The 24939-nt window shown below is 56.2% G+C and carries 22 protein-coding genes and 2 pseudogenes; 13 read left to right on the forward strand and 11 right to left on the reverse strand.

What is annotated here, in order from left to right; genetic code table 11:
- The 5 genes from B7L71_RS15660 to B7L71_RS15680 all read left to right on the forward strand — a co-directional run.
- Positions 1-632, forward strand: a 632-nt coding sequence (locus tag B7L71_RS15660; RefSeq protein WP_170919520.1) for an N-succinylarginine dihydrolase, incomplete at its 5' end; no start/stop codon positions are given.
- Between the two features lie 211 nt (positions 633-843).
- Positions 844-1821, forward strand: a complete 978-nt coding sequence (locus tag B7L71_RS15665) for a DUF1852 domain-containing protein (protein WP_081139046.1) — start codon at positions 844-846, stop codon at positions 1819-1821.
- Between the two features lie 26 nt (positions 1822-1847).
- Entirely contained in the window at positions 1848-2876 is a 1029-nt protein-coding gene (locus tag B7L71_RS15670) for a methionine synthase (RefSeq protein WP_081139048.1), read from the forward strand.
- A gap of 221 nt (positions 2877-3097) precedes the next feature.
- Positions 3098-3325 carry a hypothetical protein gene (locus B7L71_RS15675; RefSeq protein ID WP_081139049.1) on the forward strand — a complete coding sequence of 76 codons (228 nt, stop codon included), beginning with the start codon at positions 3098-3100 and terminating at the stop codon, positions 3323-3325.
- Positions 3318-4799, forward strand: coding sequence for a sodium:solute symporter family protein (locus B7L71_RS15680; RefSeq protein ID WP_081139051.1), 1482 nt, complete (start codon positions 3318-3320; stop codon positions 4797-4799). The genes B7L71_RS15675 and B7L71_RS15680 overlap by 8 nt, the downstream gene beginning before the upstream one ends.
- A 67-nt stretch (positions 4800-4866) precedes the next feature.
- Here the strand turns inward: B7L71_RS15680 and B7L71_RS15685 are convergent, their stop codons facing one another.
- Both B7L71_RS15685 and B7L71_RS15690 read right to left on the reverse strand, forming a co-directional pair.
- Entirely contained in the window at positions 4867-5922 is a 1056-nt protein-coding gene (locus B7L71_RS15685; RefSeq protein ID WP_039175769.1) for an SPFH domain-containing protein, read from the reverse strand.
- A gap of 2 nt (positions 5923-5924) precedes the next feature.
- On the reverse strand, positions 5925-6419 hold the full coding sequence (locus B7L71_RS15690; protein ID WP_016916419.1) for an NfeD family protein: 495 nt from the start codon (positions 6417-6419) through the stop codon (positions 5925-5927).
- Positions 6420-6609: 190 nt separating this feature from the next.
- Here B7L71_RS15690 and B7L71_RS15695 point away from each other — a divergent pair, with 190 nt between their 5' ends.
- The 6 genes and pseudogenes from B7L71_RS15695 (at position 6610) to B7L71_RS15720 (ending at position 13770) form a co-directional block, all read left to right on the forward strand.
- Entirely contained in the window at positions 6610-7668 is a 1059-nt protein-coding gene (locus tag B7L71_RS15695) for a transposase (protein ID WP_016916420.1), read from the forward strand.
- Positions 7669-7788: 120 nt separating this feature from the next.
- The gene (locus tag B7L71_RS15700) at positions 7789-8469 is read left to right on the forward strand and encodes a heteromeric transposase endonuclease subunit TnsA (RefSeq protein WP_022521280.1); all 681 of its coding nucleotides are present in this window, start codon (positions 7789-7791) and stop codon (positions 8467-8469) included.
- Positions 8462-10390, forward strand: coding sequence for a Mu transposase C-terminal domain-containing protein (locus B7L71_RS15705; protein WP_016916422.1), 1929 nt, complete (start codon positions 8462-8464; stop codon positions 10388-10390). Before B7L71_RS15700 ends, B7L71_RS15705 begins: the two co-directional genes overlap by 8 nt.
- A gap of 65 nt (positions 10391-10455) precedes the next feature.
- Positions 10456-11258: pseudogene (locus tag B7L71_RS15710) on the forward strand (TniB family NTP-binding protein).
- Positions 11258-12346 carry a TniQ family protein gene (locus B7L71_RS18075; RefSeq protein ID WP_081139052.1) on the forward strand — a complete coding sequence of 363 codons (1089 nt, stop codon included), beginning with the start codon at positions 11258-11260 and terminating at the stop codon, positions 12344-12346. Before B7L71_RS15710 ends, B7L71_RS18075 begins: the two are co-directional and overlap by 1 nt.
- An 806-nt stretch (positions 12347-13152) precedes the next feature.
- Positions 13153-13770: a hypothetical protein gene (locus B7L71_RS15720; RefSeq protein WP_232068200.1), complete on the forward strand. Its 618-nt coding sequence runs from the start codon at positions 13153-13155 to the stop codon at positions 13768-13770.
- 126 nt (positions 13771-13896) lie between these two features.
- Here B7L71_RS15720 and B7L71_RS15725 read toward each other — a convergent pair.
- The 4 genes and pseudogenes from B7L71_RS15725 to B7L71_RS15740 form a co-directional block, all read right to left on the reverse strand.
- Positions 13897-14939, reverse strand: a pseudogene (locus tag B7L71_RS15725) (L,D-transpeptidase family protein).
- A gap of 53 nt (positions 14940-14992) precedes the next feature.
- Positions 14993-16525 carry an apolipoprotein N-acyltransferase gene (lnt, locus tag B7L71_RS15730; RefSeq protein ID WP_016916425.1) on the reverse strand — a complete coding sequence of 511 codons (1533 nt, stop codon included), beginning with the start codon at positions 16523-16525 and terminating at the stop codon, positions 14993-14995.
- 4 nt (positions 16526-16529) lie between these two features.
- A complete protein-coding gene (gene lspA / locus B7L71_RS15735) occupies positions 16530-17033 on the reverse strand; it encodes a signal peptidase II (RefSeq protein WP_081139054.1) in 504 nt (167 codons plus the stop codon).
- Positions 17030-19216, reverse strand: a complete 2187-nt coding sequence (locus B7L71_RS15740; RefSeq protein WP_016916427.1) for a heavy metal translocating P-type ATPase — start codon at positions 19214-19216, stop codon at positions 17030-17032. Before B7L71_RS15740 ends, lspA begins: the two co-directional genes overlap by 4 nt.
- Positions 19217-19302: 86 nt before the next feature.
- Here B7L71_RS15740 and B7L71_RS15745 point away from each other — a divergent pair, with 86 nt between their 5' ends.
- Positions 19303-19761 (forward strand): MerR family transcriptional regulator, encoded by a 459-nt coding sequence (locus tag B7L71_RS15745; protein ID WP_022521290.1) that lies wholly within the window; start codon positions 19303-19305, stop codon positions 19759-19761.
- On the opposite strand, the gene B7L71_RS15750 is transcribed toward B7L71_RS15745, so the two are convergent.
- The 4 genes from B7L71_RS15750 to B7L71_RS15765 form a co-directional block, all read right to left on the reverse strand.
- Positions 19753-20571 carry a ZIP family metal transporter gene (locus B7L71_RS15750; RefSeq protein WP_249273285.1) on the reverse strand — a complete coding sequence of 273 codons (819 nt, stop codon included), beginning with the start codon at positions 20569-20571 and terminating at the stop codon, positions 19753-19755. The genes B7L71_RS15745 and B7L71_RS15750 overlap by 9 nt on opposite strands.
- 112 nt (positions 20572-20683) lie before the next feature.
- Entirely contained in the window at positions 20684-21673 is a 990-nt protein-coding gene (locus tag B7L71_RS15755; RefSeq protein ID WP_052196326.1) for a M23 family metallopeptidase, read from the reverse strand.
- Positions 21673-22350: a DsbA family protein gene (locus B7L71_RS15760; RefSeq protein WP_022521292.1), complete on the reverse strand. Its 678-nt coding sequence runs from the start codon at positions 22348-22350 to the stop codon at positions 21673-21675. Before B7L71_RS15760 ends, B7L71_RS15755 begins: the two co-directional genes overlap by 1 nt.
- A gap of 162 nt (positions 22351-22512) precedes the next feature.
- On the reverse strand, positions 22513-23379 hold the full coding sequence (locus tag B7L71_RS15765; protein WP_227407729.1) for a cation diffusion facilitator family transporter: 867 nt from the start codon (positions 23377-23379) through the stop codon (positions 22513-22515).
- A 205-nt stretch (positions 23380-23584) separates the two neighbouring features.
- Here B7L71_RS15765 and B7L71_RS15770 point away from each other — a divergent pair, with 205 nt between their 5' ends.
- Positions 23585-24505 (forward strand): bile acid:sodium symporter family protein, encoded by a 921-nt coding sequence (locus B7L71_RS15770; RefSeq protein ID WP_039175778.1) that lies wholly within the window; start codon positions 23585-23587, stop codon positions 24503-24505.
- Between the two features lie 110 nt (positions 24506-24615).
- Here the strand turns inward: B7L71_RS15770 and B7L71_RS17485 are convergent.
- On the reverse strand, positions 24616-24939 hold a 324-nt coding region (locus B7L71_RS17485; RefSeq protein ID WP_212636766.1), incomplete at its 5' end, for a hypothetical protein.

Raw genomic sequence — 24939 nt, forward strand, 5'->3', positions numbered from 1 at the left:
CCCAGCAGCACCCGGAGGCCATCGATGCGGGCGTGTTCCACAACGATGTGATTGCCGTGGGCAACGGCTCGGTGCTGCTCTACCACGAAATGGCGTTTCTGGACGAGGCGCGGACCCTGGACGAGCTACGTGCCAAAATGAGTACGCCGCTGATTCCCATTCGTGTCCCGGCGGAAGCGGTGAGCATGGAAGACGCGGTGGCGTCGTACCTGTTCAACTCCCAGCTGCTTTCCAACCCGGATGGCACCATGACCCTGGTGGTGCCCAGCGAGTGTCAGGAGCGGGAAGCCGTGTGGCGCACGCTGCAGGACTTCATCCTGGCAGGCAATAATCCCATTGGCGAAGTGATCGTCAAGGACGTGAAGCAGAGCATGCGCAACGGCGGCGGCCCCGCCTGCCTGCGCCTGCGCGTGGTGCTCAGCGACGCCGAGCGCGCAGCCCTAAGCGGTCGAGTGCTGCTCGACGATGCGCTCTATAACGACCTCACCGCCTGGGTGAGCCGCCACTACCGCGACCGCCTCGCCACCGATGACCTGGCCGACCCGCAGCTCGCCACGGAAGTCCTCACCGCGCTGGATGAGCTGACGCAGCTGCTGAACATTGGCTCGGTGTATCCGTTTCAACAGGGGTAAGCGCCCTGCCAAACAGCTCATCATGAGGTTTTCTCATGATGAGTTGAATTAATGTCGCTTTTCATTCATGTGGTGGGTCTGGCATAAAGAACACATCCTTTTCGATGACGTGGCGCTAACGCCCGTGTATCGAAACGTCAAACATGGCATCGAGCGCTGAGCTGCATTGCGGCGCCGTCGCCAATCTCGACCAACAGGGTGTTTGTTCGCGATGAGCTACGACTTTACCTTCGATATCAAGAGCGTCCGGTTCGACGAAAACTACCGTCCTGCCGAGAGCACGCGTACCACGACTAACTTCGCCAATCTGGCGAGAGGGGAGCGCTGCCAGGAAAACCTGCGCAATGCGCTGACCATGATCAACAACCGGTTCAATACCCTGGCGCACTGGGATAACCCCAAGGCGGATCGCTATGCCGTCGAGCTAGATATCATCACCGGCGAGCTGAACATGGCAAACGCGAGCGATGCCTTCCCCGCGATTGAAATGCTGAAGACGACCATCATCGATCAGCATCTCGACAAGCGCATCGAAGGCATGATGGGAAACAACTTCTCTTCCTACGTTCGCGACTACGACTTCAGCGTGTGGCTGGCCGAGCACAATCAGGAGCGCTCGGAGTTTGGCATCCCGGAAGGGTTTGGCGACCTGCATGGCAAGCTGTTCAAGCGTTTCATTCACTCCGACGCCTACCGCGCATCGTTCAGCAAGGCGCCGGTCATCTGCCTGAGCGTGTCCCACAGCAAGGTGTATCGCCAGACGGAAAATCGCCACCCCGTGCTGGGCGTCGAGTACGTCAACGACGAGCCGTCGCTCACGGATTTCTACTTCGCCAAGATGGGCCTGCAGGTGCGCTACTTCATGCCGCCCCATAGCGTGGCGCCATTGGCGTTCTATTTCTCCGGCGACCTGCTGGCCGATTACACCGACCTCGAACTGATCAGCGCCATCAGCACCATGGAGACGTTTCAGAAGATTTACCGCCCCGAGATCTATAACGCCAACTCGGCGGCAGGCAAGCTCTATCAGCCTAGCCTGAAGCATCAGGACTACTCGCTGACGCGCATCGTGTACGACCGTGAAGAGCGCAGCCAACTGGCCATCGAGCAGGGGCGCTTTACCGAGCAGTATTTCATCAAGCCCTTCCGCCAAATACTCGACAAGTGGTCGGCCGATTACGCCCTTTGAACCCCTCATCATGAAGGTTATTTCTTATGAAGACACTGTTGCCCACCTCGACCGCCGGTAGTTTGCCCAAGCCCGCCTGGCTGGCCGAGCCCGAAACGCTCTGGTCCCCCTGGAAACTGCAGGGCGACGAGCTGGCGGAAGGCAAGCAGGATGCGCTGCGGGCGTGCCTGCACGATCAGCGTCAGGCAGGCATCGACATCGTCAGCGATGGCGAGCAAACCCGCCAGCACTTCGTGACGACGTTCATCGAGCATCTCAAAGGTGTCGATTTCGAGCAGCGCAAGACGGTCAAGATCCGTGATCGCTACGAGGCCAGCGTGCCTTCGGTGGTGGGCCCCGTCTCGCGGGAAAAACCGGTCTTCGTGGACGATGCCAAATTCCTGCGTCAGCAGACCGACCAGCCCATCAAGTGGGCGCTGCCCGGGCCCATGACCATGGTCGACACCCTATATGATGGCCACTACAAGAGCCGCGAAAAGCTGGCCTGGGAGTTCGCCAAGATCCTCAACCAGGAAGCCCGCGACCTGGCAGCGGCTGGCGTGGACATCATTCAGTTCGATGAGCCCGCCTTCAACGTTTTCTTCGATGAGGTGAACGACTGGGGCATCGCCGCCCTGGAGAAAGCTATCGAAGGGGTCGAGTGCGAGACCGCCGTGCATATCTGCTACGGCTACGGCATCAAGGCCAACACCGATTGGAAGAAGACGCTGGGGTCGGAGTGGCGCCAGTACGAAGAGATCTTCCCCAAGCTGCAGGCGTCGAACATCGACATCGTTTCGCTGGAGTGCCAGAACTCCCACGTGCCCATGGAGCTGATCGAGCTGATTCGCGGCAAGAAGGTGATGGTTGGGGCCATCGACGTGGCCACCCACGCCATCGAGACGCCGGAAGAGGTCGCCGACACGCTGCGCAAGGCGCTGCAGTTCGTCGATGCCGACAAGCTCTACCCCTGCACCAACTGCGGTATGACGCCCCTGCCTCGTGAAGTCGCCCAGGGTAAGCTGAAGGCGCTGAGCGCTGGCGCGGCAATCGTACGGCAGGAGATTTCTCGATAGTCGGCTTGGCCATCAGGCGGGTGATGACCCCCATGCATTGGGACACAGAGAGTGATACAGGCGGACTAGAGCTTCCGCCTGGGTATCCTCGTTCCAGCGCCCCCCGAAAGCTTTCGATCGACGTCGACACGCCGTTCACCCGAGGGAAATAGGCGTCGGAAAGCATTAAAATCTTCATCATGAACGACTTAACGACTTCCTTTCATCATGATGGATATGACATGCGACGTACTTTTGTGCTGCCCACGTCCTGGGCGGGCTGGGGGCTTTTCATTGCCTTTGTAGCGCTAGTATTGGCCGGTATTTGGCCAGTGATTGGTTGGGTGAACCGGGCCACGCTGGTGATGGGACTGCCGCTGCTGGTGGTGTGGAGCTATGTGATCATCCTCTCTTGCGTAGCGGTCATGCTGGTGGGCAATCGCATCGTAGAGCGAGACGACCATGAATAGTGCCTGGCCGTTAGTGATCACGCTGTTATACGTGGCCACCGCGATGTTGATCGGCCTTCGCGCACGGGCGGGGCGCTCTATGAATACGCTAGAAGAGTGGGGCGTGGCTGGGCGCAGTATGGGGCCTGTCACGCTGTACCTGCTGATCGCGGCGGGCAGTGTGAGTGCTTACACCTTCATGGGCGCACCGGGCTGGGCCTATTCCAAGGGCGTGGCGGTATTTTATGTGGCGGTTTATTTAGCCTATTTAGCGCTGGTGGCGTGGTACTTCGGGCCGAAGGTGTGGCAGTTCGGCGAGCAGTTTGGCCATGTGACGCAGGCAAGCGCCATTGCTGACCGTTATCAAAGCCCTGCGCTAGGGGCGCTCTCCGCGCTGGTCATGGCGGTAGGCTCCGTGGCCTACGCGGTGCTACAAACGATTGGCTCAGCTTATATTCTATTCGTGATGAGCGGCGGGCAGATTCCTGTTTGGCTAGGCGTGCTGTTGGTGCTGGCCTGCATTGCCGTATATCTCTACGCCAGCGGGCAGCGAGCGATTGGCCGCACTAACGCGTTCCAGGGTGTTCTGATGCTGGCGGTGGCCTGGGCAGTAGGCTTATGGGCCGTACACAGCGCCACCGGCGGGCTGAGTGTTGCCAGGGTGTTTGAACGCATCGCCGCCGAGCATCCCGAATTTTTGACGCTGCCCGGTGCGGGCGGCGATATGAGTTTTCGTTTCTGGAGCACTTCGATCATCGTGTCGATGCTGTCGTTCATGCCCCCCGTCTGGACGCAGTGGATGAGCGCCTCCTCCGCACGTACCATTCGCCGTAGCGCAACGTGGCTGCCTACCTATTACGTGGTGATTCTGCCCATGGTGGTGGTGGGGTTCATCGGTATTTTCTCGCTGCCGGAGCTGGCGCGGGCAGATACCGTGGTGCTGGAATACGCCATGCAGCACTTGCCCGTGGTGCTGGTGGGGCTGCTGGGCGCGGGCACTCTGGCAGCCTCCATGTCCTCCAGCGAGCCATTCATTCACTCGGTTTCTCTCTCGGTGAGCAAAGACGTGCTGCAGCCGCTTTTCAAGCTCTCGGAGGGCACCACCGCCCAGTTGGCGCGGCTTTTGATTCTACCCATCATGTTCTTGCTGATTGCGCCGCTGGCGATTGCCGAGCCGGGAAGCCTGGTGATGATTCTGCTGGTGGGGCTGGGGTTTGCTTCTCAAGTGCTGCCTGCGTTCATCGGCATGTTCTTTTGGCCCAGAGCGTCGAAGCTGGGTGTCATGGCGGGCATCATGGCGGGCTTCATGGTAACGGTGGCATTCACCGCCGTGTGGCCACACCCGTTGGGGATCCATGCCGGGTTCTGGGGGCTGATGGTCAATCTGCCGCTCTTTTTTGCCGTGTCGCTGGTCACTCCAGCGGGGGCCAGTGAGGTGGTCGAGCGGTTCTTTCGCATTTCGGCGCCACGAGGGCTGACCCGGCTGGGGCGTTAGAGGAGAAGAGAGAAAAGAGAAAAGAGAACAGACGAGGCCAGCGCTGACGCTGGCCTCGCGGGTATGGCTACGATTGGCCGCCAGCAGCGCCCCCCACGATGCCACTGCGGAAGCCGCCCTGACGAGAATTGGCGTGATCCAGATGGTTGGCCACGGTGTCTTCCGGGGAGCCTGCCATTTCACGGAACATCCCCATGGAACCCAGCAGAGCAGAAGACTCGTAAGGCACAAACACGCGCTCGCCGTCTTTCGCCATGGTGGGCAGCACTTTGATATAGCTTTGGCCAAGCAGGTAACCCACCACCGTGCGCTTGTTCTCTTCGCTATCGCCAATGGCGCTGAGCACCAGCTTGATGGACTCCTGCTCGCCCTGGGCGCGCAGAATGGCCGACTCTTTATCGCCCTGGGCATTCAAGATGGCGGATTCACGCTGGCCCTGGGCCATGGCAATGGCGGCTGATTTTTCGCCCTCGGCTTCGGTGACCGTTGCACGACGTTTACGCTCGGCAGCCATTTGCAGGCGCATGGCCGACTCTACCTCTTCCGGCATGGCGATGTCCTGAACTTCGACCCGGGAGATCTTGACCCCCCACTTGGAAGCAGGCTCTTCCATGGCAGCCTGAATCTCGTTGTTCACCTCGGCCCGGGATTCGAACAGCTTATCCAGCTCCATCTTGCCGACCACCGAACGCAGCGTGGTCTTGGCCAGTACCTCCACGGCCTGGCTCATGTTCTCGACCTCATAGACTGCTCGCTTGGGGTCGATGATCTGATAGTAGAGCGCGCCGTTGATCCGCACCGTGACGTTGTCGGTGGTCACGACCGGCTGGCCCGGGAAGTCCATGACGGTTTCCCGACGGTCGATACGAATTTCATCGCTGGTGATGGGGTGGTACTCCTCGCCCATTTTCTTGTAGCGAATCATGGTGATGGCGCGGGGCTGCTCGATAAAGGGAATGATGATGTTGATGCCGCTCTCCAGCACCCGGTGAAACGAGCCTAGCCGCTCGATCACCATGACTTCCGATTGGCGAACGATCACCAAGCCCTTGGAAATGATCAGAATACCGATGACCACGATGATCAGGCTGATCAACAGGCCTGGGCTGATGGGTAGATCCATGGTTAAAGCTCCTTGCGTTGCGAATGGTTGTCCTGGGGAACCGGGTTGCTGGCAGGGGTCAGCATGACCAGGGCGGTGGTGCCCTCGAAACGTTTGAACACCACCGGAGTGCCGGAGGGCAGCTCGGTGGCTCCGCTCTCCAGCACGCGTAGTCGATAGAAGTCGCCATTGACCTTGATGCCGGTGGCATTATCGAAGTCGCGGGTCAGGGTGACATAGTGTTGGTTCTTTTCCACACCGGTACCGGTGGTGCCGTAGGCGACCCCCTTGGGCGAAAAGCGCGGGCGAATCACCATCACGCCCACGGGCACCAGAATACCCGCGAAGATGCCCATGCTGAGCAGTTGCCAGGGCAGTGTCAGCCCCAGCGCGGTGACGGCGGCGGTCAAGGCGGCGGCGATGCCCAGCGCCAGGAGGACCATGGCGCCAGAGGTCAGCTCGCCGAGACTGAGCAGCAGCGCGATGACTAGCCAGGTGTAGGCCGGATTCCAATCCATGAGCACTCCTTATCAAGTGGACTCCCCCAAGGGTAACGTACCTTAGGCCTAGCGTCTCCCCACTTTTCCACAGGTGGTGCTGTAACTGCCTGAATAGCGTTGAAAATTTCAGTGCTATCAACGAGATCGGGGCTTTCCCGCCGGTATCATGTTGTTACCCCTAACACCATGAACCAAAAGGAAAGCCCCGATGCTTCAAGATGCCAAAGACCGCGCCAAATGGAAAGCTCGCCTGATCGACTGGTGTGACGACCTGTCGGATCACCTCGCTCGACCCGTCGTGAAGCTGGCGGCAGAAACGCTCTTTGGCATCCTGGCCAGCGGTAGTTTGCGCCAGGCCGAGATCGCCCGCGCCTTGAAGGAACCCTGTCGGCTACACCACACGCAGAAGCGGTTGTCGCGCATGCTGTCCCGGCACAGCGAGCTTGCCTGGGCCGCGGAGCAACTGCAGCTCCAGCGGATCACGCCCTATATCACCGATGACATGGTGCTGGCCATCGATCCGGGCGACCTGAACCGGGATGGCGCCCCGACCAGTGAATACCGAACCCGCGTTCGCGACGGTGATACCGGCGAGATCGTCGGCGGTTATCCGCTGATCAGCGTGGTGGCACGCGACCTGAAGCGGGGCACCACCTGGCCACTGCTCACGCGGCTGCTATCGCCGGCTCGCGGCGGCTACCGCAGTGAAAACACCGATATCCTGAGCGTGATGGATACCGTGCAGCGCCATGTGGAGGGCCGGCCACTGTGGGTCATCGATCGTGGCGGCGATCGAGGGCGGCTGTGGGATGCCTGGCTGCGCGCCGAGCGTCATGTGCTGGTCCGGGCCGCCAATCAGCGCTTCTGGCAGTGGCGAGATACCGCCAAGACGTCGCAGCAGATTGCCCGAGATCTGCCACTGAAGCACCGCGGCCACTTGCGCCGTGGGCAGCATATCCCGGTGCGGTTCGGCATCACCAAGGTCACACTGCGGGAGCATCCGGAGACGCCGCTGTGGATGATCGTTGTCGATCATGAGAAGTCGGAGCGCCTGGTGCTGGTGACGACGCGCCCGGTGCGTGGTCGCCGCCAAGGCGAGCGGATGATTCAGGCTTACCTGGATCGCTGGGCCTGCGAGGAGGGGTACCGGTTCACCAAGCAGGGGTTCGACCTAGAGGGTGTCCAGGCACGCCGTTTCACGACGCTGCAGAACCTGGTGGCGCTGGCCAGCCTGGCCTGGGCACTGCTTGTCATTTTCAGCAATTAGTGCGACCCTCAGGGCGTAATATCGGGCTATTATGGTAGTCTGTACAGGATTGAGTGCGACAGAATTAATAGCAATTGATGCGACAGGTCTTGTTTTATTCAACATTTGGTGCGACTGCCCATGCCACTGCCTACATCCGTTCGTAAAATCGGCCCTACCCGACGAAGTGTGTCTGGCTACTATGCCTTTCGCGGGGAGGAGTCTATTGCGTTCGAGTCGACGCTCGAACGTGATTTCCTCATCAAGGCTGACTTTGATGTGAGCGTCCTTGGTGTGATATCCCAGCCGTGCGAGATCCCGTTTCATCATCCCGTGACCGGTAGGCGCTACACCTACACACCTGACTATTTGGTTTATTACCGTCTCGGTAACCGTCATTACAGGGATTACCCAAAACCTCTCCTGGTGGAGGTCAAACCACGGGAAAAGTGGCAAGCACATTGGCGTGAATGGTCGCCTAAATGGAAGGCGGCGATACGGCATGCCAACAATGAGGGCTGGGCGTTTCGCATTCATGATGAAAGCCGCATTCGTGATAAGACCTTGGACAACATTACCTTCCTAGCGCGCTACAAGCGGATGGTGTTTCCCTCTGTCGAAAGCCAGGCAGTCCTCAACACGGTGAGGGAAATGGGGGTGGCGACCTTGGATTACCTGCTTTCTCGGCACTTTATGGGCGATATTTACCGGGCAGAGGGGATTGCGCATTTATGGCATCTACTGGCGACTCGGCAGTTAGATTGCGATATGGCCCAATCCTTCAGTCCTCTATCGGAGGTATGGGTACCCGATTATGAATAACCATCGTGGCAGCGCAACTGAACCCAATAACGGCGTCGCCCAAACACGCCAACACTTGCAGATTATGGTGGGTGAGCAGGTTCAGAAAGATGGCACCGTTTACCGAATTTCCCAGGTGCTCGATTTTGAGACAGTCATTGGCATTGCCGTTGAGTCCGGGCGTAGTTGCCCGCTTCGCATCAAAGAACTAGCGCCTCTCAATAGCGGGTCCGTATCCCCTGAGCAGGATATGTCCGAGATTGGGGATGCCGATTGGCGGGAGGCCGAGCATCGCTTTTCCATCATTAAGCCCTTGGTGGATCGCCATACGGTGGGGCGGGATGCAGCGGAGGAGCGTGCGAAACAAACGGGGGTTGATACGGCTACGATCTACCGTTGGTTGAAGCGGTATAAAGCGACGGGCTCGGTGCTCGCATTGATTCCTCAAAAGCCAGGGTGGAAGAAGGGAAAGTCGCGTATTCCCGCGCATGCCGAGGCAGTGATTCAGGAAGTCATCAAAGAGGTGTATTTGACGCTGCAGCGTCCGTCCGCACAAAAAGCGGTACAGGAAGTCATGCGGCGCTGCCATGAACGGCGCATCGACCCGCCGAGCCCTGGTACCGTTCGTGCTCGTCTGCGTGATATCCCAGAGCGTGACCGGTTGCGTGGCCATGGTTTTAGAGACAAAGCCATTAACAAGTTCCAGCCGGCTGCCGGAAAATTTCCCAATGCGGACTATCCGTTAGCCGTTATGCAGATTGACCACACGCCTGCCGATATTATTTTGGTCGATGACGTGTATCGCAAGCCGATTGGTCGCCCATGGATTACGTTGGCCATGGACGTGTTTACTCGCATGGTCACGGGGTATTACTTGTCGTTTGACCCGCCCTCTGAAACATCTGTCGGCATGTGTGTGGCGCACTCCATGCTTCCTAAAGATGAGTGGTTGCTACTGCATAATGTGGAGGCTGAGTGGCCGGTATGGGGCACACCCGCCACGATTCATGTCGATAACGGCCCAGATTTTCGCTCTGAGACGTTTCGGCGCTCATGCCTAGCCTATGGGGTCAACCTTGAGTTTCGGCCTGTTAAGCAGCCTCGTTATGGTGGCCACATTGAGCGGGTACTGGGCTCTCTTCTAAAGGAAATCCATAACCTGCCTGGGACGACCTTCTCCTCCATTAAAGAGAAAGAGGGATACGATCCAGAGAAGCACGCGGCCATGACGAAAAGCGAGTTTGAAGAGTGGCTGGTGACGTTGATTTGCAAGGTTTACCACCAGCGCCTTCATTCTGGGATTGGTATGTCGCCGATGAAAAAGTGGGAAATTGGTGTGTTTGGCAATGCGGATGTGCAGGGAGTGGGATTAGCGCCGAGGCCTGCTGACAGGCTCTCTGTATTGCTCGATTTTTTGCCCAGCTTTCAGCGTACGATCCAGACCTTTGGTGTGACCATCGATGGCATAAACTATTACGATGAAGCGCTAAGACCTTGGATCAATGCCAAAGATCCAGACATGCCAGACAAGAAACGCACCTTTGTTTTCCGGCGCGACCCTCGCGACATTAGTGTCATTTGGTTCAAAGACCCGGAGCTCGGGCACTATTTTCGCGTGCCCTTTGCCAATCTTGCCCTCCCCTCGATGAGTGTTTGGGAGTATGCCCAAGCTAAAGCGCGCCTTCGGCAGGAAGGAAGAAACTCGGTCAATGAGACTGAAATTCTACGCGCTATTAGTGAGCTGCGAACCCATGTGGAGGAGTCGCAAGCACGTACTAAGCGAAGTCGCCGTCAGGCACAACGACGTAAAGAGCATGAGAAGAAGGTGACGCCTGCAGATCCCCTTTTACATGCGCCCTCAACTGCGGCCCCTAAAGAGACACCCGCTCAAGGGGACGGTCTTTTAACGGGTGATATCGATGTGAACTGGGACATAGCATGAGCACACACCTTCATCCTGATCTTCGTCACGTCTTGGGGCTGTCCGCTAAAGAGCGAATGGAGTTTATGGATCAACCGCGCTGGTTGGGCTATCCATTGGCCAATCGTGTCATTGAGGTCATGCGTGGGTTGATGGAGAAGCCCAGTCGTCCTCGTATGCCTAACCTCTTGCTCGTGGGTGACTCCAACAACGGAAAGACAAGTTTCGTAAGCAGTACGGTGAAGGCTACGTGAATGAAGACGTAGAGCCCGTGAAGCCTGTTGTTGTCACTCAGGCTCCCCCGAGTGCCGATGAGAAAAGTCTGTATATCGCAGTGCTAGAGAGTTTCTGGGCTCCCTACCGGCCTACAGATCCTGTTCCCAAGCTGCGCTACCAGGTGATTCATCAACTGCGTGCTTGCCATACGCGCTTACTGATCATCGATGAGTTTCACTCTCTGTTAACCGGTGGTGCTGTTAAGCAGCGCGAAACGATGAATGCCATTAAGCTTTTATGCAATGAGCTAATGATTCCCATCGTTGGTGTGGGGACGCAAGATGCTGTGCGTGTGCTGCATTCAGACCCACAGCATGCGAGTCGCTTTGATGTGGTCGCGTTACCAAAGTGGGAGCTCAATCAGGAGTTTCAGAAGCTGCTCGCTGGCTTTGAGAAGATATTACCTCTCAAACATCCTTCCCAACTGCATGAGCCCCAATTGGCGACCCAGCTCCACGCGATTTCTGGCGGTAATTTGGGTGACCTGCACCGGCTGCTGATTGAGTGTGCAAATGCCGCTATTTTGTCTGGAGCTGAGTGCATCGATGAGAAAATTATTCAGAGTAAATCATGGGTGCGGCCCACCCGTGGCATTAGGGAAGTGATGCTGTAATGACCTGGGCGCTGAGTGTGCCCCTGCTGCCTGAGGAGTCCCTTTCATCATGGCTCGTTCGGGCGGCGTTGCGACAGGGGTGTGATCCTTTGTCGCTCACCGGGGCTATTTGGCCAACATGGCGTATATGGACGAGGGACATTGATAGGGAAATACCCCTCGCAAGAATGCGCCCATTAGTGAATGCCTCGGGGATATCTTCCGCTAAGTTTCAGAAAGCGGGGATGCGGGACGATTGTGAGAAAGTGGTCGGTTACTCGTTACCGGAAACCCGGACTTGGCCCTGGTTGTTGGCACTCGGCAGCCGAAATCGAACCCGCCATGGAGGACAACAGGTATGCACGTTGTGCTTGGCAGAGGACTCAACCCCCTACTTGCGCCGGCACTGGCGATTCGCTTGGCACACTGGGTGCCGCTTTCATGGGGTGCAGCTGGTAGATGAGTGCCCAGCATGCAAGGCCCCTATAGAGCCCCATCGCCTGACAGCGGAAGATCAACATTTAGCTCAATGCAGCCGGTGTCATAACGATTTTAGAAAGGCGGTATGCACGTCGCCTTTACCTGAAGCGTTCAGTGTTCAAGTGATGGCTGATCGTGTGTTAGAACAGGATAAGGTGACGTTTAGGCAGGCCTCTATCGCACCCGCCGATTGGTTTTCTATGGTGGCCTTTTTTATTGGCGTTATACGGCGTGCAAGTCGGCGGCCTGTGTCACCCCTGGCCGATGCGCTTCTTTCATTGGGCATTTCGGTTACGGATTGCCGAATGCCTGTGTCTGGCCTGGCGTTTGAGCTGCTGGCTGTCAGCGAGCGTAGTGCCTTATTGGTAGCGTTGGAACGCTTGCTCAGTATGGGCCTTGAAGAAACGTTCAGCGTTCTGGTCGCGTGCAATGTCAAAACGAGCGCGCTTCATGATCCCCGAAGGTCGCCCCCCGTTGTGTTGTTGCCGCTGCTATCACGGTTATCTCACCACCCTCATGGGCCGCATCGCCGCCGTGTTCCCCCGGCTTGTCGCCCCATGTCGGAACGCGCTGTTAGAGCCTCATGGGCGCGTTTAAAACGCAGAATGAAAGCGGAGCCAACCTCTTGAATCAACACCAAACGGTCGACTGCGATGAGTGTGGCCGAGAAGTCTCCAAATTGTGGCGACGCCATAAAGGGCACGGCTACTGTTCAACTTGCTATGCTCGTGTGTTTAAGCGGCGGATGTGCCCACGATGTGGTGAGTTAGCCCGTCTGCCTAAGAATGACCCAGACGCCGTCTGTCGTCAGTGCAACGTTGACAAACCGTGTGCACGATGTGGAAAAGCCAGTTCAGACTACAACATCGGCAAGGTCACTCCCTACGGCCCTGTCTGTATCGCCTGCGCTCCCTATTTCAAAGAACCAGAGCCCTGCGAGGCGTGTGGGAAAGCATCTCAACGTCTTACCCGAGTGGCGCGTATGGGGCATGATCATCGCTTATGTCCACGCTGTTCGACAGCAGACCACGGTACCTGTTCTGCATGTCGTCGACATCGTTTATTGGTGGTGGCACCCAACGGGGATGCGTTGTGCAAAGCCTGTAATGAGCAAGGGGAAATTGCCTGCCCATCGTGTGGTAATCCCATGCCAGCGGGTCGAGGTGATGCCTGTGAGCCCTGCTATTGGACGCGAACATGCCGTAAACGCATCACCATTGGCCAAGCCGGTATCACTACCAAAGCGTTAAGTGAGGCCTTTGGGGAATTTGGTGAATGGCTGATTCGTATCACTGGGCCGCATAAGGCTGCCCTCAAGATCAATCATTTCTTCTCGTTCTTCCTTGAGCTCGACCAGGCATGGTCACGGATACCGAGCTATTCGGAGCTACTTCATCACTTCGGGGCGGAGGGCTTGCGGCGTGTGAGGCTTCCCATGCGATGGTTGCATGAAGAGCAAGGGGTAGAGCCGGATCACCAAGCAAAGCGGATCGACTCAGAGAAAAGACGTATTCAAGCGTGTCTCAGTTCTATGCCGTTCGCTTCGCTATCAGACCAAGTGCTGCAAGCCTATTGGCTGCAATTGGAAACCCGTATAGAGGCGGGCAAAACGTCCCACACCTCCGCACGACTTGCACTAAGAGCGGCAGCCGCATTGCTACTCGCTACTGACCGGGAGGGGCAGCGACTGCCTCAACAGGGCGATGTGGACAACTATTTGCATGCGGTGCCCGGACAAGCAGCCTCGGTCACGGGGTTTACTAATTTCTTAAATCGCCAACATGCCACCACGTTGGCTCCTCGGGTGGATGTAAAACGGGCAAGAAAGCGGCGAAAAGAAACACTAGCCCGCACCCTGATGACGATGGCCCGGTGTGCTGATCAAGGAGAGGCCTGGAGGGAGGCATGGATCGTTGCTGCCATGGAGTATTTCCATGACACAAAATTAACGCAGAAAATGCTTCGACAACAGACCGTAGAGCGGACGACAGACGGGATACAGGTGGTAGTGGGTGGCGTTACCTACTGGCTGCCTCTGGATATTGAGTGCTAAGACACTGATAGCGCGCAGTCACTTGGAGGGCCCCGCGACTCTGTAGGCGAATGTCGCCCCGCCGTTTGGACGGGGCTATGGCTCTCTACCTATATGCCAGGGCTCAACGGGGTGCCAAAAGGCGTGTCATGACCGTTGAGATGACGTCAAAACCAGGTCTTCATAAATGCCCTTGATAGCCTTCTCTTCTGGGCTGTGGCGCTGTGGCTCCTGTTCCTGCTTTGGATGTAGTGGGGTTATAAGCCCGTTAGAGAGTGACAGGACATCGCTGAGCTGCTCGTAATCGAGGTTTACGTTATCGACATTGTATTGGTTAAGGCGTGTCATGGTCTCTGTGAGTGCGGTCATACTGTGCTCTTCTTCTCCAAGCGGCGGAAAGGCTTGAATCAGCGGCTGACCGCCTTCCCAACCTATCTTGATCGGCTGATTGATGATGTTGACTTGGGTGCCGGGTGGAATGCGGTCAAATATAGATTCGATGTCTTTGGGTAACATGCGGATACAACCTCGGCTTGCGCGCATGCCAATGCCATCGGGCTGGTTGGTGCCGTGAATCAAATAGCCATCGAAGCCTAGGATGATGGCATGGTCTCCTAGCGGGTTATCGGGGCCGGGCGGTACAACGCTTGGTGCGGTTTCGCCGCGTGCTTCCGCTTCACGTTTTACCGACTCAGGCGGGTACCATGCGGGGTTTTTAATGTTCATGGTGGTCTCGGTCACACCAAGGGGTGTATCAAACCTTCGCGACCGATGCCGATAGGATAGGTCTCAACGCGCGGTGTCTCACCGGTTTTGACATCTGGGTAGTAGTAAAGCCGCAGCTCGGCGATATTGATGACGACCCCAGTACGCTCGACATTCGGCAGGATGAAGCGTCCTGGAATGGTTACTTCAGTACCCACTCCGGGCACCCAAATACTGACCTCTGGGTTAGCACGTACAATCTCCTGGTAGCCAAGGTTGTGACGTCTGGCAATATCAATCAGAGTATCCTCGTAATTCTTCACGATGAAGGTGTCAGCCTCTCCGATAATATTGCCTTCCTCAGGTAGCGGGTAATGCCCCTTGGGCCATTCCGTCTCCTGGGCAGTGGAAGGTTGTGCCGCCATGGCGACAGGGAGCCATGCCAGAAACGAAACCATCACACTCACGATGAAGCCGATCTGCATTGGCCATGGGAGGAATCTCTTAAGTATTGCTGCGTTCTTTGCCAAGAGCATCGCTAGGTTCCTTTTTCATCTAATGCGTCGTTTTTTGATCGAGATAAGTTCAGTTGTAACCCGAGCAGTGTCAGCACCGCAGCGAGTATCCAAGCGGGGCCACTACCGGTGCGTGTGAAAGGAGTTAGGCCCTGCATCGGGGTCACCTCGCCCGTTAAACTGGCCTGTTCAAACTGTGGGGCACGGGCTGTGACGTGACCTTGTGAATCGATGATGGCCGTCACGCCATTACTGGTAGCTCGAAGTAGGTGACGACCATTTTCTAAGGCACGTAGACGCGCCATTTGAAGATGTTGGTGTGGGCCAATGGAGCGCCCAAACCACGTATCGTTGGAAACCGTTAATAGCAGCTCGGCATTACGCGCCTGTTGGGCGACATGGTCGGCAAAAATGATTTCGTAACAAATGGCATTGCCAATGGTGGCTCCAGCCACGTGTAACGGAGCCTGTTCGCCTGACCCTGGGGTCAGGCGAGGTACTGGCAAGTCGAAAAAAGCAAGGGTGCCAGCGAGGAGACTTTGGAATGGCAAATACTCGCCAAAGGGCACCAAGTGCGCCTTCTGGTATTCGCCCTGCACATCATTTAGCCCTATGACGCTGTTATAAGAGCGCCCTTCACTGTCGCGTTGCAAAATGCCGGTCAACAAGGCGGTGTCAGGCCCCAGGTCGGACGCTACTTGCTCAAGTATTTGCTGTGCTTCCTGCTCAAGCATGGGAAGGGCTGCCTCAGGCCAAACGATGAGATCGATATCCCTTGCTTGCTCCCGTGTCATCGTCGTGTAGATACTGATCGCTTCGCGCTGCCCTTGGGCAGTCCACTTAATGCGCTGGTCAAGATTCCCTTGCAGCAATGCCACCCGGATGGGCTTGCCAGCCGGGGTTGTCCATTGGGCGGGCAATAGGAATGGAACGATCCACAAGGCGGCCATTGGGACAAGGAAACTCCAGCGGCGACGCAGTACCTCTACCCCTAACGTACCTGTCAGCGCGGTCATGAGTGACAGCAAGTACACACCACCAACGGGCGCCCATGGGGCTAGTGGAGAATCAATCTGAGAGGTGCCCAGCAATAACCAGGGAAAGCCGGTGAGCATCCAAGTGCGTAGCCATTCGCTCACCACCCACATACCGGCAAAGCTAAGAAAGGCGAACCGTGGCCCCGTGATGCGTCGATAGAGCCCAAAGGGGACTGCAAAGAAGAGCGCCAGGACGCTGACAAAAAGAGTGGTGAGGAGCATCGCCACCAAGGCCCCGGTGCCACTGAAATCGTGAATAGCAACGAAGACCCACGACGTGCCTGAACCGAACAGGCCTACCCCATAGCACCACCCACGCAGGGTGGCCATGGCGGGCGTTAGCGACGCTATTCTCCAATAGACCAGTGCCACGCTCACTGGGCCAAGCCACCATAGGGAAAAGGGGGCGGCACTCAAGGTGGTCAGCACCCCAGCGGCGAGCGCTACAACGCAATCGACTATTGGTGAGGAGCGCCCAGCAAAAAGCGTATATTCTTTATCTTTATCGACCACATCCATAGCGTTACTCAGAGCGCTTAAAAGCAGGACTTTCACGCCATAACGCCACCGCGAACATCAATACACCGGCAAATAGCGCGATATCGGCCATGTTAAAGGCGGGCCAATGCCATTCGCCCCAGTAAATGTCCAGATAGTCGACGACGTACCCTCGCGCTAAGCGATCAATAGTATTACCGAGCGCGCCGCCAAGAATCAGGCTGTACGCACAGGCCTCCAAGCGCGACAGGGGTTTGCATAGCTGCACAACCAATACGACGACCACCACCAACGCTAAACCAAGAAAGAGGTAGCGCTGCCAACCCCCTGCTTCTGCGAGAAAGCTGAAAGCGGCTCCTGTGTTCCCGGTATAAACCCAGTTAAAAAACGGCGTTAGCGGAATGACTTGGCCAAACGACATCTGGGCATGCACAATTTCCTTGACCAGTTGATCGGCTAGAGCCATCACGCAAGCTAATGTGAACCATGGCCAGCGACGTGAAGGGCTATCGTTTGGCGCTGTTCTCATGACGTTGTTTTTCCTTGTGACAGGCCTGTCATTGCGGTACTGGGCGAAAAGCGGTAACCCAGCAGTCGCATGGCGTTCAACGTCACCAGGACGGTAGCACCGGTATCGGCCATCACCGCAATCCACATGCCGGTAATACCCAGCGCCGTTGTAACTAGGAAAATGGCTTTTAAGCCAAGGGCGAGAACAACGTTGGTTTTCACATTGCGCAGCGTGGCACGAGAGAGGTCTATCAGCTCAGCGATGCCGGTAACGCGGTTCTTGAGCAAGGCTGCATCGGCGGTTTCCAACGCCACATCCGTGCCACCCCCCATCGCGATACCCACATCTGCTGCCGCGAGTGCCGGTGCATCGTTGATGCCATCACCTACTTTACCGATGGGGCCACGGCCTGCCGCTTGCCAGTCTCGAACATACGCTGCCTTGTCTTCAGGCATTAGTTCGCCGTACGCTTCAATGCCTAAGCGACCCCCCGTGGCAGCGACGGTGCGGGCATTATCACCGCTGAGCATGACCGCCTGTACGCCTAAACGGGATAGCGCCGCTAGGCCTTCAATGGCATCTTCGCGTGGCTCATCGCGAACCGCGATCAAGCCCAGTAAACGCTCGCCTTCGACGAGGAGAGCGAGGCTCTTACCGGCTTCTTCTAACGCGACAATTCGAGCACTGAGACTTTCCTCAAGGATGACTTTCTCGTGAAGGTGACGAGGCGTCATTAAGCTCAGCTCGCGACCCTCCACCTGGCCGGAAACACCGCGCCCCGCCAGAGCGCGGCTGCCAGTGACGGTGGGGAGGTTGATGCCCGACTGTCTGGCATGCTCAACGATAGCCGTGGCGATAGGGTGACTGGAATCCCGCTCTATTGCGGCGGCGAGCCGCAATACGCTGTTATCGTCTTCCTCAGCAATCCAAGACTCCACATCTGTGACTCTTGGGGTACCCGCAGTGAGGGTGCCCGTTTTATCTAATGCCACCAAGCGAAGCTTACCTAACTGTTCAAGAACGGCTCCCCCTTTGATCAGTAGTCCGCGCCGAGCGCCCGCCGAGAGACCTGCGGCGATGGCGGCTGGGGTAGAAATGACCAACGCGCAGGGGCATGCGATTAACAGCAATGCTAACGCACGGTAAATCGACTCCGACCATGCCATGGTCGATACCAGCGGTGGCACTATCGCCATCAGTAGGGCGAGTAAGACGACGGCGGGCATATAGTAATACGCAAAACGATCAATAAAGCGTGCTATCGGTGCCTTGGCGGCCTGTGCTTCTTCAACCAGACGAATAACGCGAGCGATCGTATTGTCATCAGCGCCTCGTGTTACCTCCACCTCCAGGGCGGCATCAAGATTCACTGTGCCAGCAAAAATGTCATCACCAGGCGCTCGCGAACGGGGTATGGACTCGCCGTTTACCGGCGACTCGTCAATGTCGGAGGTGCCCACCAGGATGCGTCCATCGCAGGGTACGCGATCACCGGGCCGCACCAGCACACGCTGCCCGGGTTTAAGTGACTCCGCCGAGACGTCACGCAGCTGGCCATTGTCCATCAGCCTCGCCGTTGAGGGTGTTAAATTTGCCAAGGCTGAGATACTGCGGCGCGCTCGTGAAGCAGCTACCCCTTCGAGTAGCTCACCTACGGCGAACAAGAACACGACCATCGCAGCTTCAGCGGCAGCATTGATGGCCAATGCGCCAAGCGCAGCGATGCACATCAGCATCTCGATGGTAAAGGGATTGCGCATTTTGAGGGCGCCCCAGGCACTCTGCGCAATGGGTATTAAGCCGACTAGCGTGGCCAAAATGAAAGGCATATTACCCAGCGCAGGCCATGCTAAACGAAGCGCGAAGGCCACTATCAGCAGATTTCCTGTGATAATGACCAAGCGCCCTTTAGCGGTTTGCCACCAAGAGGATGAAGCACCAGATGCGCGTGTTTGGCCATCATGGGAAGCCACTTGATAGCCTAGTTCGTTCAGGATGCCCTCAATGGTCTTTCGCGAGGGGGCCCCGTGATCGTGGTGGTGAATCTTCACTGATCCCGTGACCGAGCTTGCCGTGACTTCCTCAATGCCTTCCAGTCGCTCTAGCGCCGATACAACCTTGCGCTCACAACCGCCGCAGTCCATGCCTTCAACACGCAGCGTCAAGGTGGTAGGCGCTGTTGTCGGCGTTGATGTTTTCATGGTGCCTCTCCTGCCAATGGGCTATGGTTTTTAAGTGTAAACCTTGTAGCAACTACAGCTTCAAGCCCTGCCTAAGGAGTTTTACCATGTCGATGATCGGCCAAAGTATCAGCATTGGTGAGTTAGCACGACGAGCCGATTGCAAACCTGAAACGGTTCGCTATTACGAGCGTATTGGGCTGTTGCGCGATGCGACACGAACCGGTGGGGGGCAGCGCCGCTATGGAGACGACGCTGTGCGGCGCTTGACCTTTATTCGTCATGCCCGAGACTTTGGCTTTTCGGTGGAGTCAGTGCGAGAGCTTTTGGCCATGTCAGATCAACCTGATATGCCTTGCCAAGAAGTCGATGCCATCGCCACGCATCACCTAAAGAAAGTGGAGTCCCGCCTTCAACGACTGTCCATACTGCGTGAGGAGCTTCAACGGATGGTCACGCAGTGTGCCGGTGGTAAAGTGGAAAGCTGCCGAATCATTGAGGTCATCAGTGATCATCAGCTCTGTATCACTGAAAAATCGCACGGAGGGGCTCACGACTTAGGTTAGCACTAACGCTACGCCCCACGCCCAATGGTTAGCCCAGCGAAACATCCAAAAACAGCATGAGTACCAATCCGATAGAGAGGCCCAGCGTGGCCTTTTTTGGTGCCCGCTTCGATGAGTTTCGGGAATAATCTCATGACTGATCACATACAACATCGCCCCCGCTGCAAAGGCCAACCCCCAGGGCAGTAGCGCTTGTGACATGCTGATGACTCCAGCGCCTAATAAGCCACCCAACGGCTCAACAAGCCCCGTAAGGGCGGCAATCGTCCATGACCGCCAACGTGAATAGCCCACGCCTAGCAGTGATACTGCTACGGCCAGTCCTTCTGGGGCATTCTGAAGTCCAATGCCAATCGCTAGTGGAATGCCTCCTTCGCTTCCCCCTGCGCCGAAGGCCACGCCAACGGCCAGCCCTTCTGGCAGGTTGTGTATCGTAATGGCAATAATAAACAACCAGATACGACGTAGTGAGGCAGCCTCTGGCCCTTCTCGCCCCTGTTCGAAGTGCTCATGAGGTAAGAGTTCGTTCAGTAGTGCGACCATTCCAATCCCTAGCAAGATGGCCGCACAGGCAATGGCAGCAGGTACCACGCTACCTCCGTAACGCAGCTCCGAGGCTTCTAAGGAGGGTATGATCAGTGAGAAGAAAGAGGCCGCTAGCATGACGCCAGCGGCGAACCCCAACGCTAAATCGCGAACACCACGATTCGGTCTTTTGGTAAACAAGACAGGAAGCGCCCCGACAGCCGTCATCAAGCCCGCGGCAAGGCTTCCCAATACCCCCATGGTGACGAGAGAAACCTCTTCCATACCGATTACCTGTCTTGTGGTAGATGAGTGATCACAGCGCTAGGATTCCATAACGAGGCAAGCACACGTTCACGTTACTAACAATCCATGCAACGTTGCTAAGCACGGGTGGTTACGGCTCGTTAAACGAGATCAAGTCATAAATGGACGCCGTGCCGATAGCTTGTTCCAAGCGATCTCTTGCCTCGTAAAGTGACGCTTGATATTCACCTTGAGTCGGCTGCTCACCCAACATGATGCGTTGACCTTGACCAAGGGGATCAACAGGCTGGTTATTGACTCTCACTTCGTAATGCAGGTTGGGGCCCGTGGCGACCCCGGAGGAACCTACCTCTCCGAGCGACTCTCCCGCATTGACTAAATCCCCAACCACTAGCTGTGGGGAGAATCGGCTAAGGTGTGTGTAGCGACTAATGGCCCCTGTGTCGTGCTCCACCTCGATCACCTGCCCATATCCCCCTTGGCGACCCATAAAGAATACGCGCCCAGGTGCGGTGGCAATGACCGGCGTTCCTGTCGGCGCAGCCAAGTCAATTCCATTATGAGGACGCATCCCTCCATACACAGGATGTCGCCGATTCCCAAAGCGAGACGTTAAGCGGGCACTAAGCACGGGCAACCGCAACGTGCCTAGCAGTGTGTCGCTTTTGAAAAGAGCTACGTCCCCCTTTTGGGTGACCGGCCATATGACCTCCAAGGGCTCTGCCTGATCAGGCAGAGCGGCATAACTGAGGCGTGGTGGCCCAACACGGGCGCCGTCCTGGCGTCGATCTTCCTCCCACACTAATTGAATACGTTCACTGCCAGAAAACTCCAGCGGCGCTGCTATAAACTCGCTGAGCAGTGTTTCCAGTTTAGTGGCGAAACGCGTTGGGACACCTTCTGCTGCCAAGGCCTCGTAGAGAGTGGTATTAATGACGACATCACGCCCAAAGGTTAGGGTATCAACGCTATCGAGCGGTAATGTGCCTTCTTGCTCGCTAGCCGCCTGTAACTTGACAGGGCTAAGTTCAGACGGAGGCAATGACAGATGCGTTTGCCAATTGGCTTCGGCTAGCAAGGGGTAAAAGCCCACCAAGCCTAGTAACCACCAGCGCTGCATCACTGGCCATCCTCTTCCCCAGAGATCTCCGCTACTTCACTCTCGACGGCATCAATCAGCTCTTGCATACCAAAGGGGTCTAAAGGCTCGCCATTGACAAAAAAGGTAGGTGTTTGGCGAATCTGATTGGCTCTGACATCCGCCATGTCTTGGTCAATCACCGCCTGCACCTCAGCAGAAGTCAGTTGCTCTTCGGCAGCCGCTAAATCAAGGCCTCCTTGGCTCGCGATATCGAGGATAGCGGATTCATCAAAACTGCCATGTGAAGCCCATTGATCCTGGCGAGCCAGCAGCCTCTCCAGTACCGGTTCAAAGACGCCCTGACGACGAGCAACTTCTAATACCCGAATGGCCTTGTCCGATACGTCGCCGTGGAAAGGAGTGTAGCGCACGATGAGCCGCACTTTTTCTGGGTAGGTTTCCAGAATACTTTTTGTCAGGGGATAGAAAGCACGGCAGGCTTCGCAAGCCGGATCGAAGAATTCCACAATCGTCACCGGCGCGTCTTCTCGTCCCAAGATGGGGGAGTGTGAACGCACCAAGGAGTCCTCGGCCTGGACACCGCTCTCTTTTGCTGCCTGAGCTTGCATGTCTAAGAGGGCAGGCTTCGATACGGCGACGATCGCAGCGGTCAGCATTAACGTACCGGCCAATATAAAAGACGCTTTTTTGAACATGTTTCTCTCTCTGTCTCAACGATGGGGTGGAAAAGTAGGGTTGAAAAATAAGCCAATCGCTATGGGAGTAAGCTGCTCGCTATCTACCTGAGCTGGGAGCCGGCCTCGGTCTGTCACTCATGCCCATATAGATTGGCATTTTGATGCGCGTGGTCACTATGCTCAAACTCTAGGCTGGAATGAGCAATACTGAAGCGCATTTATAAGCTGCTCCTTGATCTCTGCTTTGACGGATTCAAGCTGCTGCCAGCCGGTTTCTGTCAGAACCACGTGGCAGTCAAGGGCTGCCATGTTTTCCTGCATCTGCCATAGATGCACATGGTGAATATCCTGGACTCCCTCGATATCTCGTACGGTCTCAACGACTGCCTGCCCGTCAATGTCCGGGGGAGATCCCAGCATTAGCGTACGGATAGGGCCGCCAATTTCAGAGAAGGCTAGGTAAAGAATATATAGCGCAATCCCTATCGTGATCGCGGGGTCTACCCAGCGCATGTCGTACAGTAAAATAAGCGAACCACCGATAATCACGGCGATGGAGGCAAACGCATCCGATAAGTTATGCAGAAAAAGGGCGCGGATATTGACACTCTCTTTTTGCATTGACCACGTGAGCATGGCGGTAAGGGCATCGACGACGAGCGCGACGCCACCAATAATCACGATCGTCCATCCCTCTATCTCAGGGGGATCGACCATCCGCATAGCGCCTTCGTAAATCAGGTAGACACCGACAATAATGAGGGTGGTGTAATTGATGAGTGCTGCCACTATCTCGATGCGGCCATAGCCAAAGGTCATATGCACATCGGCAGGCCGTCTGGCGATTTTACGAGCAGCAAAGGCAATGACTAATGCTGCCATGTCAGAAAAGTTATGTAACGCATCAGCGATCAGCGATAGGCTCCCCGCCATAATGCCACCGACGATTTGAGCGATGGTTAAGAGCCCATTGGCCCAAATGGAGATGCTGACGCGCCGGTCGCCAGAGGCAGGATCAATGTGGGGATGATCATGATGATGTCCCATCTGTTACCTTCTCTCGAATTATCTGTTCTTGGTACTATAAAACCTCTAGCAACTAAAGCTTCAACCCTTGAGCATTATCTATTTGCATCGCTGGATTGGGAAGCACGTCCCTAGCTACCAAGCGAGCCATGGCGCGCTGGGCCGAAGGTGATCATGTTTTAGGTGCGGGGCTCAATCCACTTCAACCGGTAACGTCTAATCCACCATGGGTAGATTCATTTATTTTGTCGAGGCGCACCTTGTCTGGTTTGTAATCGTCGTCGCGGGGGGAGGCTTACTCTTTCCGGCCACCGGAATAATGCTTAAGTTCGCGATTGGGCCATTACTGGCATTACTGATGTTGATTATCAGCCTCACATTCGATGCGCATGCAGTGCGCATCGTGTTCCGAAAGCCGTCACGGCAGTTGTTGGCATTGGGGCTGGTCTATGGGCCTATGTCGATTGCCGGGTGGCTAACGGGCCGTCTATTTTTTGGAAGCGGCCCGCTGGCTGCTGGCCAAACCTTGCTCGGCACGCTGCCGACAGATGTGTCCTCTCCTCTTTTGGTACTGATGGCAAAAGGCAATGTGGCGCTTGCCGCTGTTTTCAACGCAGTCAACACCGCGTTATGTCCGTTTATTGTTCCCTTCCTGTTTTTATGGCTCACCGGCCTTCAGTTAGACGTGCCGCTTGGATCAATTATTCTTGAATTAACACTAATCGTGCTTCTTCCTACCGTGATTGGGGTCAGCTTGCGTACAAAGTTCTCGGCTTTCTTTGCACGGCATGATTCAGCGTATGCAGGGATAGGGTCGATTCTGTATCTGCTGATCCTACTCGCCGTGGTCGGGCCGAATGCCACCACGATCATTGGCTATGGCTGGTATGCGTTTGTGATTGCGGGCGCGGCCCTGTGCCTCAATTTGATTGGGTACCTGGTAGGTATGTCCTCACGGTTACTCACCTCTGATCGCAAAGAGGTGATTACCTATCTTTTCACGGTCAGTAAAAAGGAATTCAGCATCGCTGCAGCGTTTGTCGCTGTTTCCGGCTTGCCATCAGAGATCGCGATTCCAGCCGCTTTTTTTGCCGTGATTCAAATGATCACTTCGCCCATCGCAGCGAAGATCCTCGCCCGCCACTGAAGGGATGGCCGTATCGGCTCTTCGTCAGAAGAGCAACCTGCACACGGGGTGTACAGGTTGCTCTTAGCGACAAAACAGACACCGCTACTCATAAAGGTGGCAAATAGTACCTATGCTAAGTCACTGCGACCAATACTGACCTTGCTAAAAGCATTTAACACAGAGGCTTCGCAGGGTATCTGTTCCTTTTTGGATTTAGGGTGCTTGAACGTATCGGCGAATCCTGGGCAGTGACCAACTAGTTTTTGGACAACACCTTCTACGTGCCGCACGTTAGACAGCACTTGGCGTAACCACTGCTCGAAGCTGCCTTGGTGGCTCAGCGTGAAGACTAAACCTTTATAGGAAGGAGGCTTGGATGCCTCCTCGCTACCGCCAGCTCTGGGTTTTGGAGGGCGTCGTTGGATCTCCATGAGATAGAGCGTTTGATCTAA

It is taken from the genome of Halomonas sp. BC2, from assembly GCF_002078115.1.
Lineage (GTDB): Bacteria > Pseudomonadota > Gammaproteobacteria > Pseudomonadales > Halomonadaceae > Vreelandella > Vreelandella stevensii.

Excerpts from the sequence above, each read along its gene's own strand:
- B7L71_RS15665 (WP_081139046.1), top strand. The coding sequence starts at position 844 with ATGAGCTACGACTTTACCTTCGATATCAAGAGCGTCCGGTTCGACGAA.
- B7L71_RS15670 (WP_081139048.1), top strand. The coding sequence starts at position 1,848 with ATGAAGACACTGTTGCCCACCTCGACCGCCGGTAGTTTGCCCAAGCCC.
- B7L71_RS15675 (WP_081139049.1), top strand. The coding sequence starts at position 3,098 with ATGCGACGTACTTTTGTGCTGCCCACGTCCTGGGCGGGCTGGGGGCTT.
- B7L71_RS15680 (WP_081139051.1), top strand. The coding sequence starts at position 3,318 with ATGAATAGTGCCTGGCCGTTAGTGATCACGCTGTTATACGTGGCCACC.
- B7L71_RS15685 (WP_039175769.1), bottom strand. The coding sequence starts at position 5,922 with ATGGATCTACCCATCAGCCCAGGCCTGTTGATCAGCCTGATCATCGTG.
- B7L71_RS15690 (WP_016916419.1), bottom strand. The coding sequence starts at position 6,419 with ATGGATTGGAATCCGGCCTACACCTGGCTAGTCATCGCGCTGCTGCTC.
- B7L71_RS15695 (WP_016916420.1), top strand. The coding sequence starts at position 6,610 with ATGCTTCAAGATGCCAAAGACCGCGCCAAATGGAAAGCTCGCCTGATC.
- B7L71_RS15700 (WP_022521280.1), top strand. The coding sequence starts at position 7,789 with ATGCCACTGCCTACATCCGTTCGTAAAATCGGCCCTACCCGACGAAGT.
- B7L71_RS15705 (WP_016916422.1), top strand. The coding sequence starts at position 8,462 with ATGAATAACCATCGTGGCAGCGCAACTGAACCCAATAACGGCGTCGCC.
- B7L71_RS18075 (WP_081139052.1), top strand. The coding sequence starts at position 11,258 with ATGACCTGGGCGCTGAGTGTGCCCCTGCTGCCTGAGGAGTCCCTTTCA.
- B7L71_RS15720 (WP_232068200.1), top strand. The coding sequence starts at position 13,153 with ATGCGATGGTTGCATGAAGAGCAAGGGGTAGAGCCGGATCACCAAGCA.
- lnt (WP_016916425.1), bottom strand. The coding sequence starts at position 16,525 with ATGGATGTGGTCGATAAAGATAAAGAATATACGCTTTTTGCTGGGCGC.
- lspA (WP_081139054.1), bottom strand. The coding sequence starts at position 17,033 with ATGAGAACAGCGCCAAACGATAGCCCTTCACGTCGCTGGCCATGGTTC.
- B7L71_RS15740 (WP_016916427.1), bottom strand. The coding sequence starts at position 19,216 with ATGAAAACATCAACGCCGACAACAGCGCCTACCACCTTGACGCTGCGT.
- B7L71_RS15745 (WP_022521290.1), top strand. The coding sequence starts at position 19,303 with ATGTCGATGATCGGCCAAAGTATCAGCATTGGTGAGTTAGCACGACGA.
- B7L71_RS15750 (WP_249273285.1), bottom strand. The coding sequence starts at position 20,571 with ATGGAAGAGGTTTCTCTCGTCACCATGGGGGTATTGGGAAGCCTTGCC.
- B7L71_RS15755 (WP_052196326.1), bottom strand. The coding sequence starts at position 21,673 with ATGCAGCGCTGGTGGTTACTAGGCTTGGTGGGCTTTTACCCCTTGCTA.
- B7L71_RS15760 (WP_022521292.1), bottom strand. The coding sequence starts at position 22,350 with ATGTTCAAAAAAGCGTCTTTTATATTGGCCGGTACGTTAATGCTGACC.
- B7L71_RS15765 (WP_227407729.1), bottom strand. The coding sequence starts at position 23,379 with ATGGGACATCATCATGATCATCCCCACATTGATCCTGCCTCTGGCGAC.
- B7L71_RS15770 (WP_039175778.1), top strand. The coding sequence starts at position 23,585 with ATGGGTAGATTCATTTATTTTGTCGAGGCGCACCTTGTCTGGTTTGTA.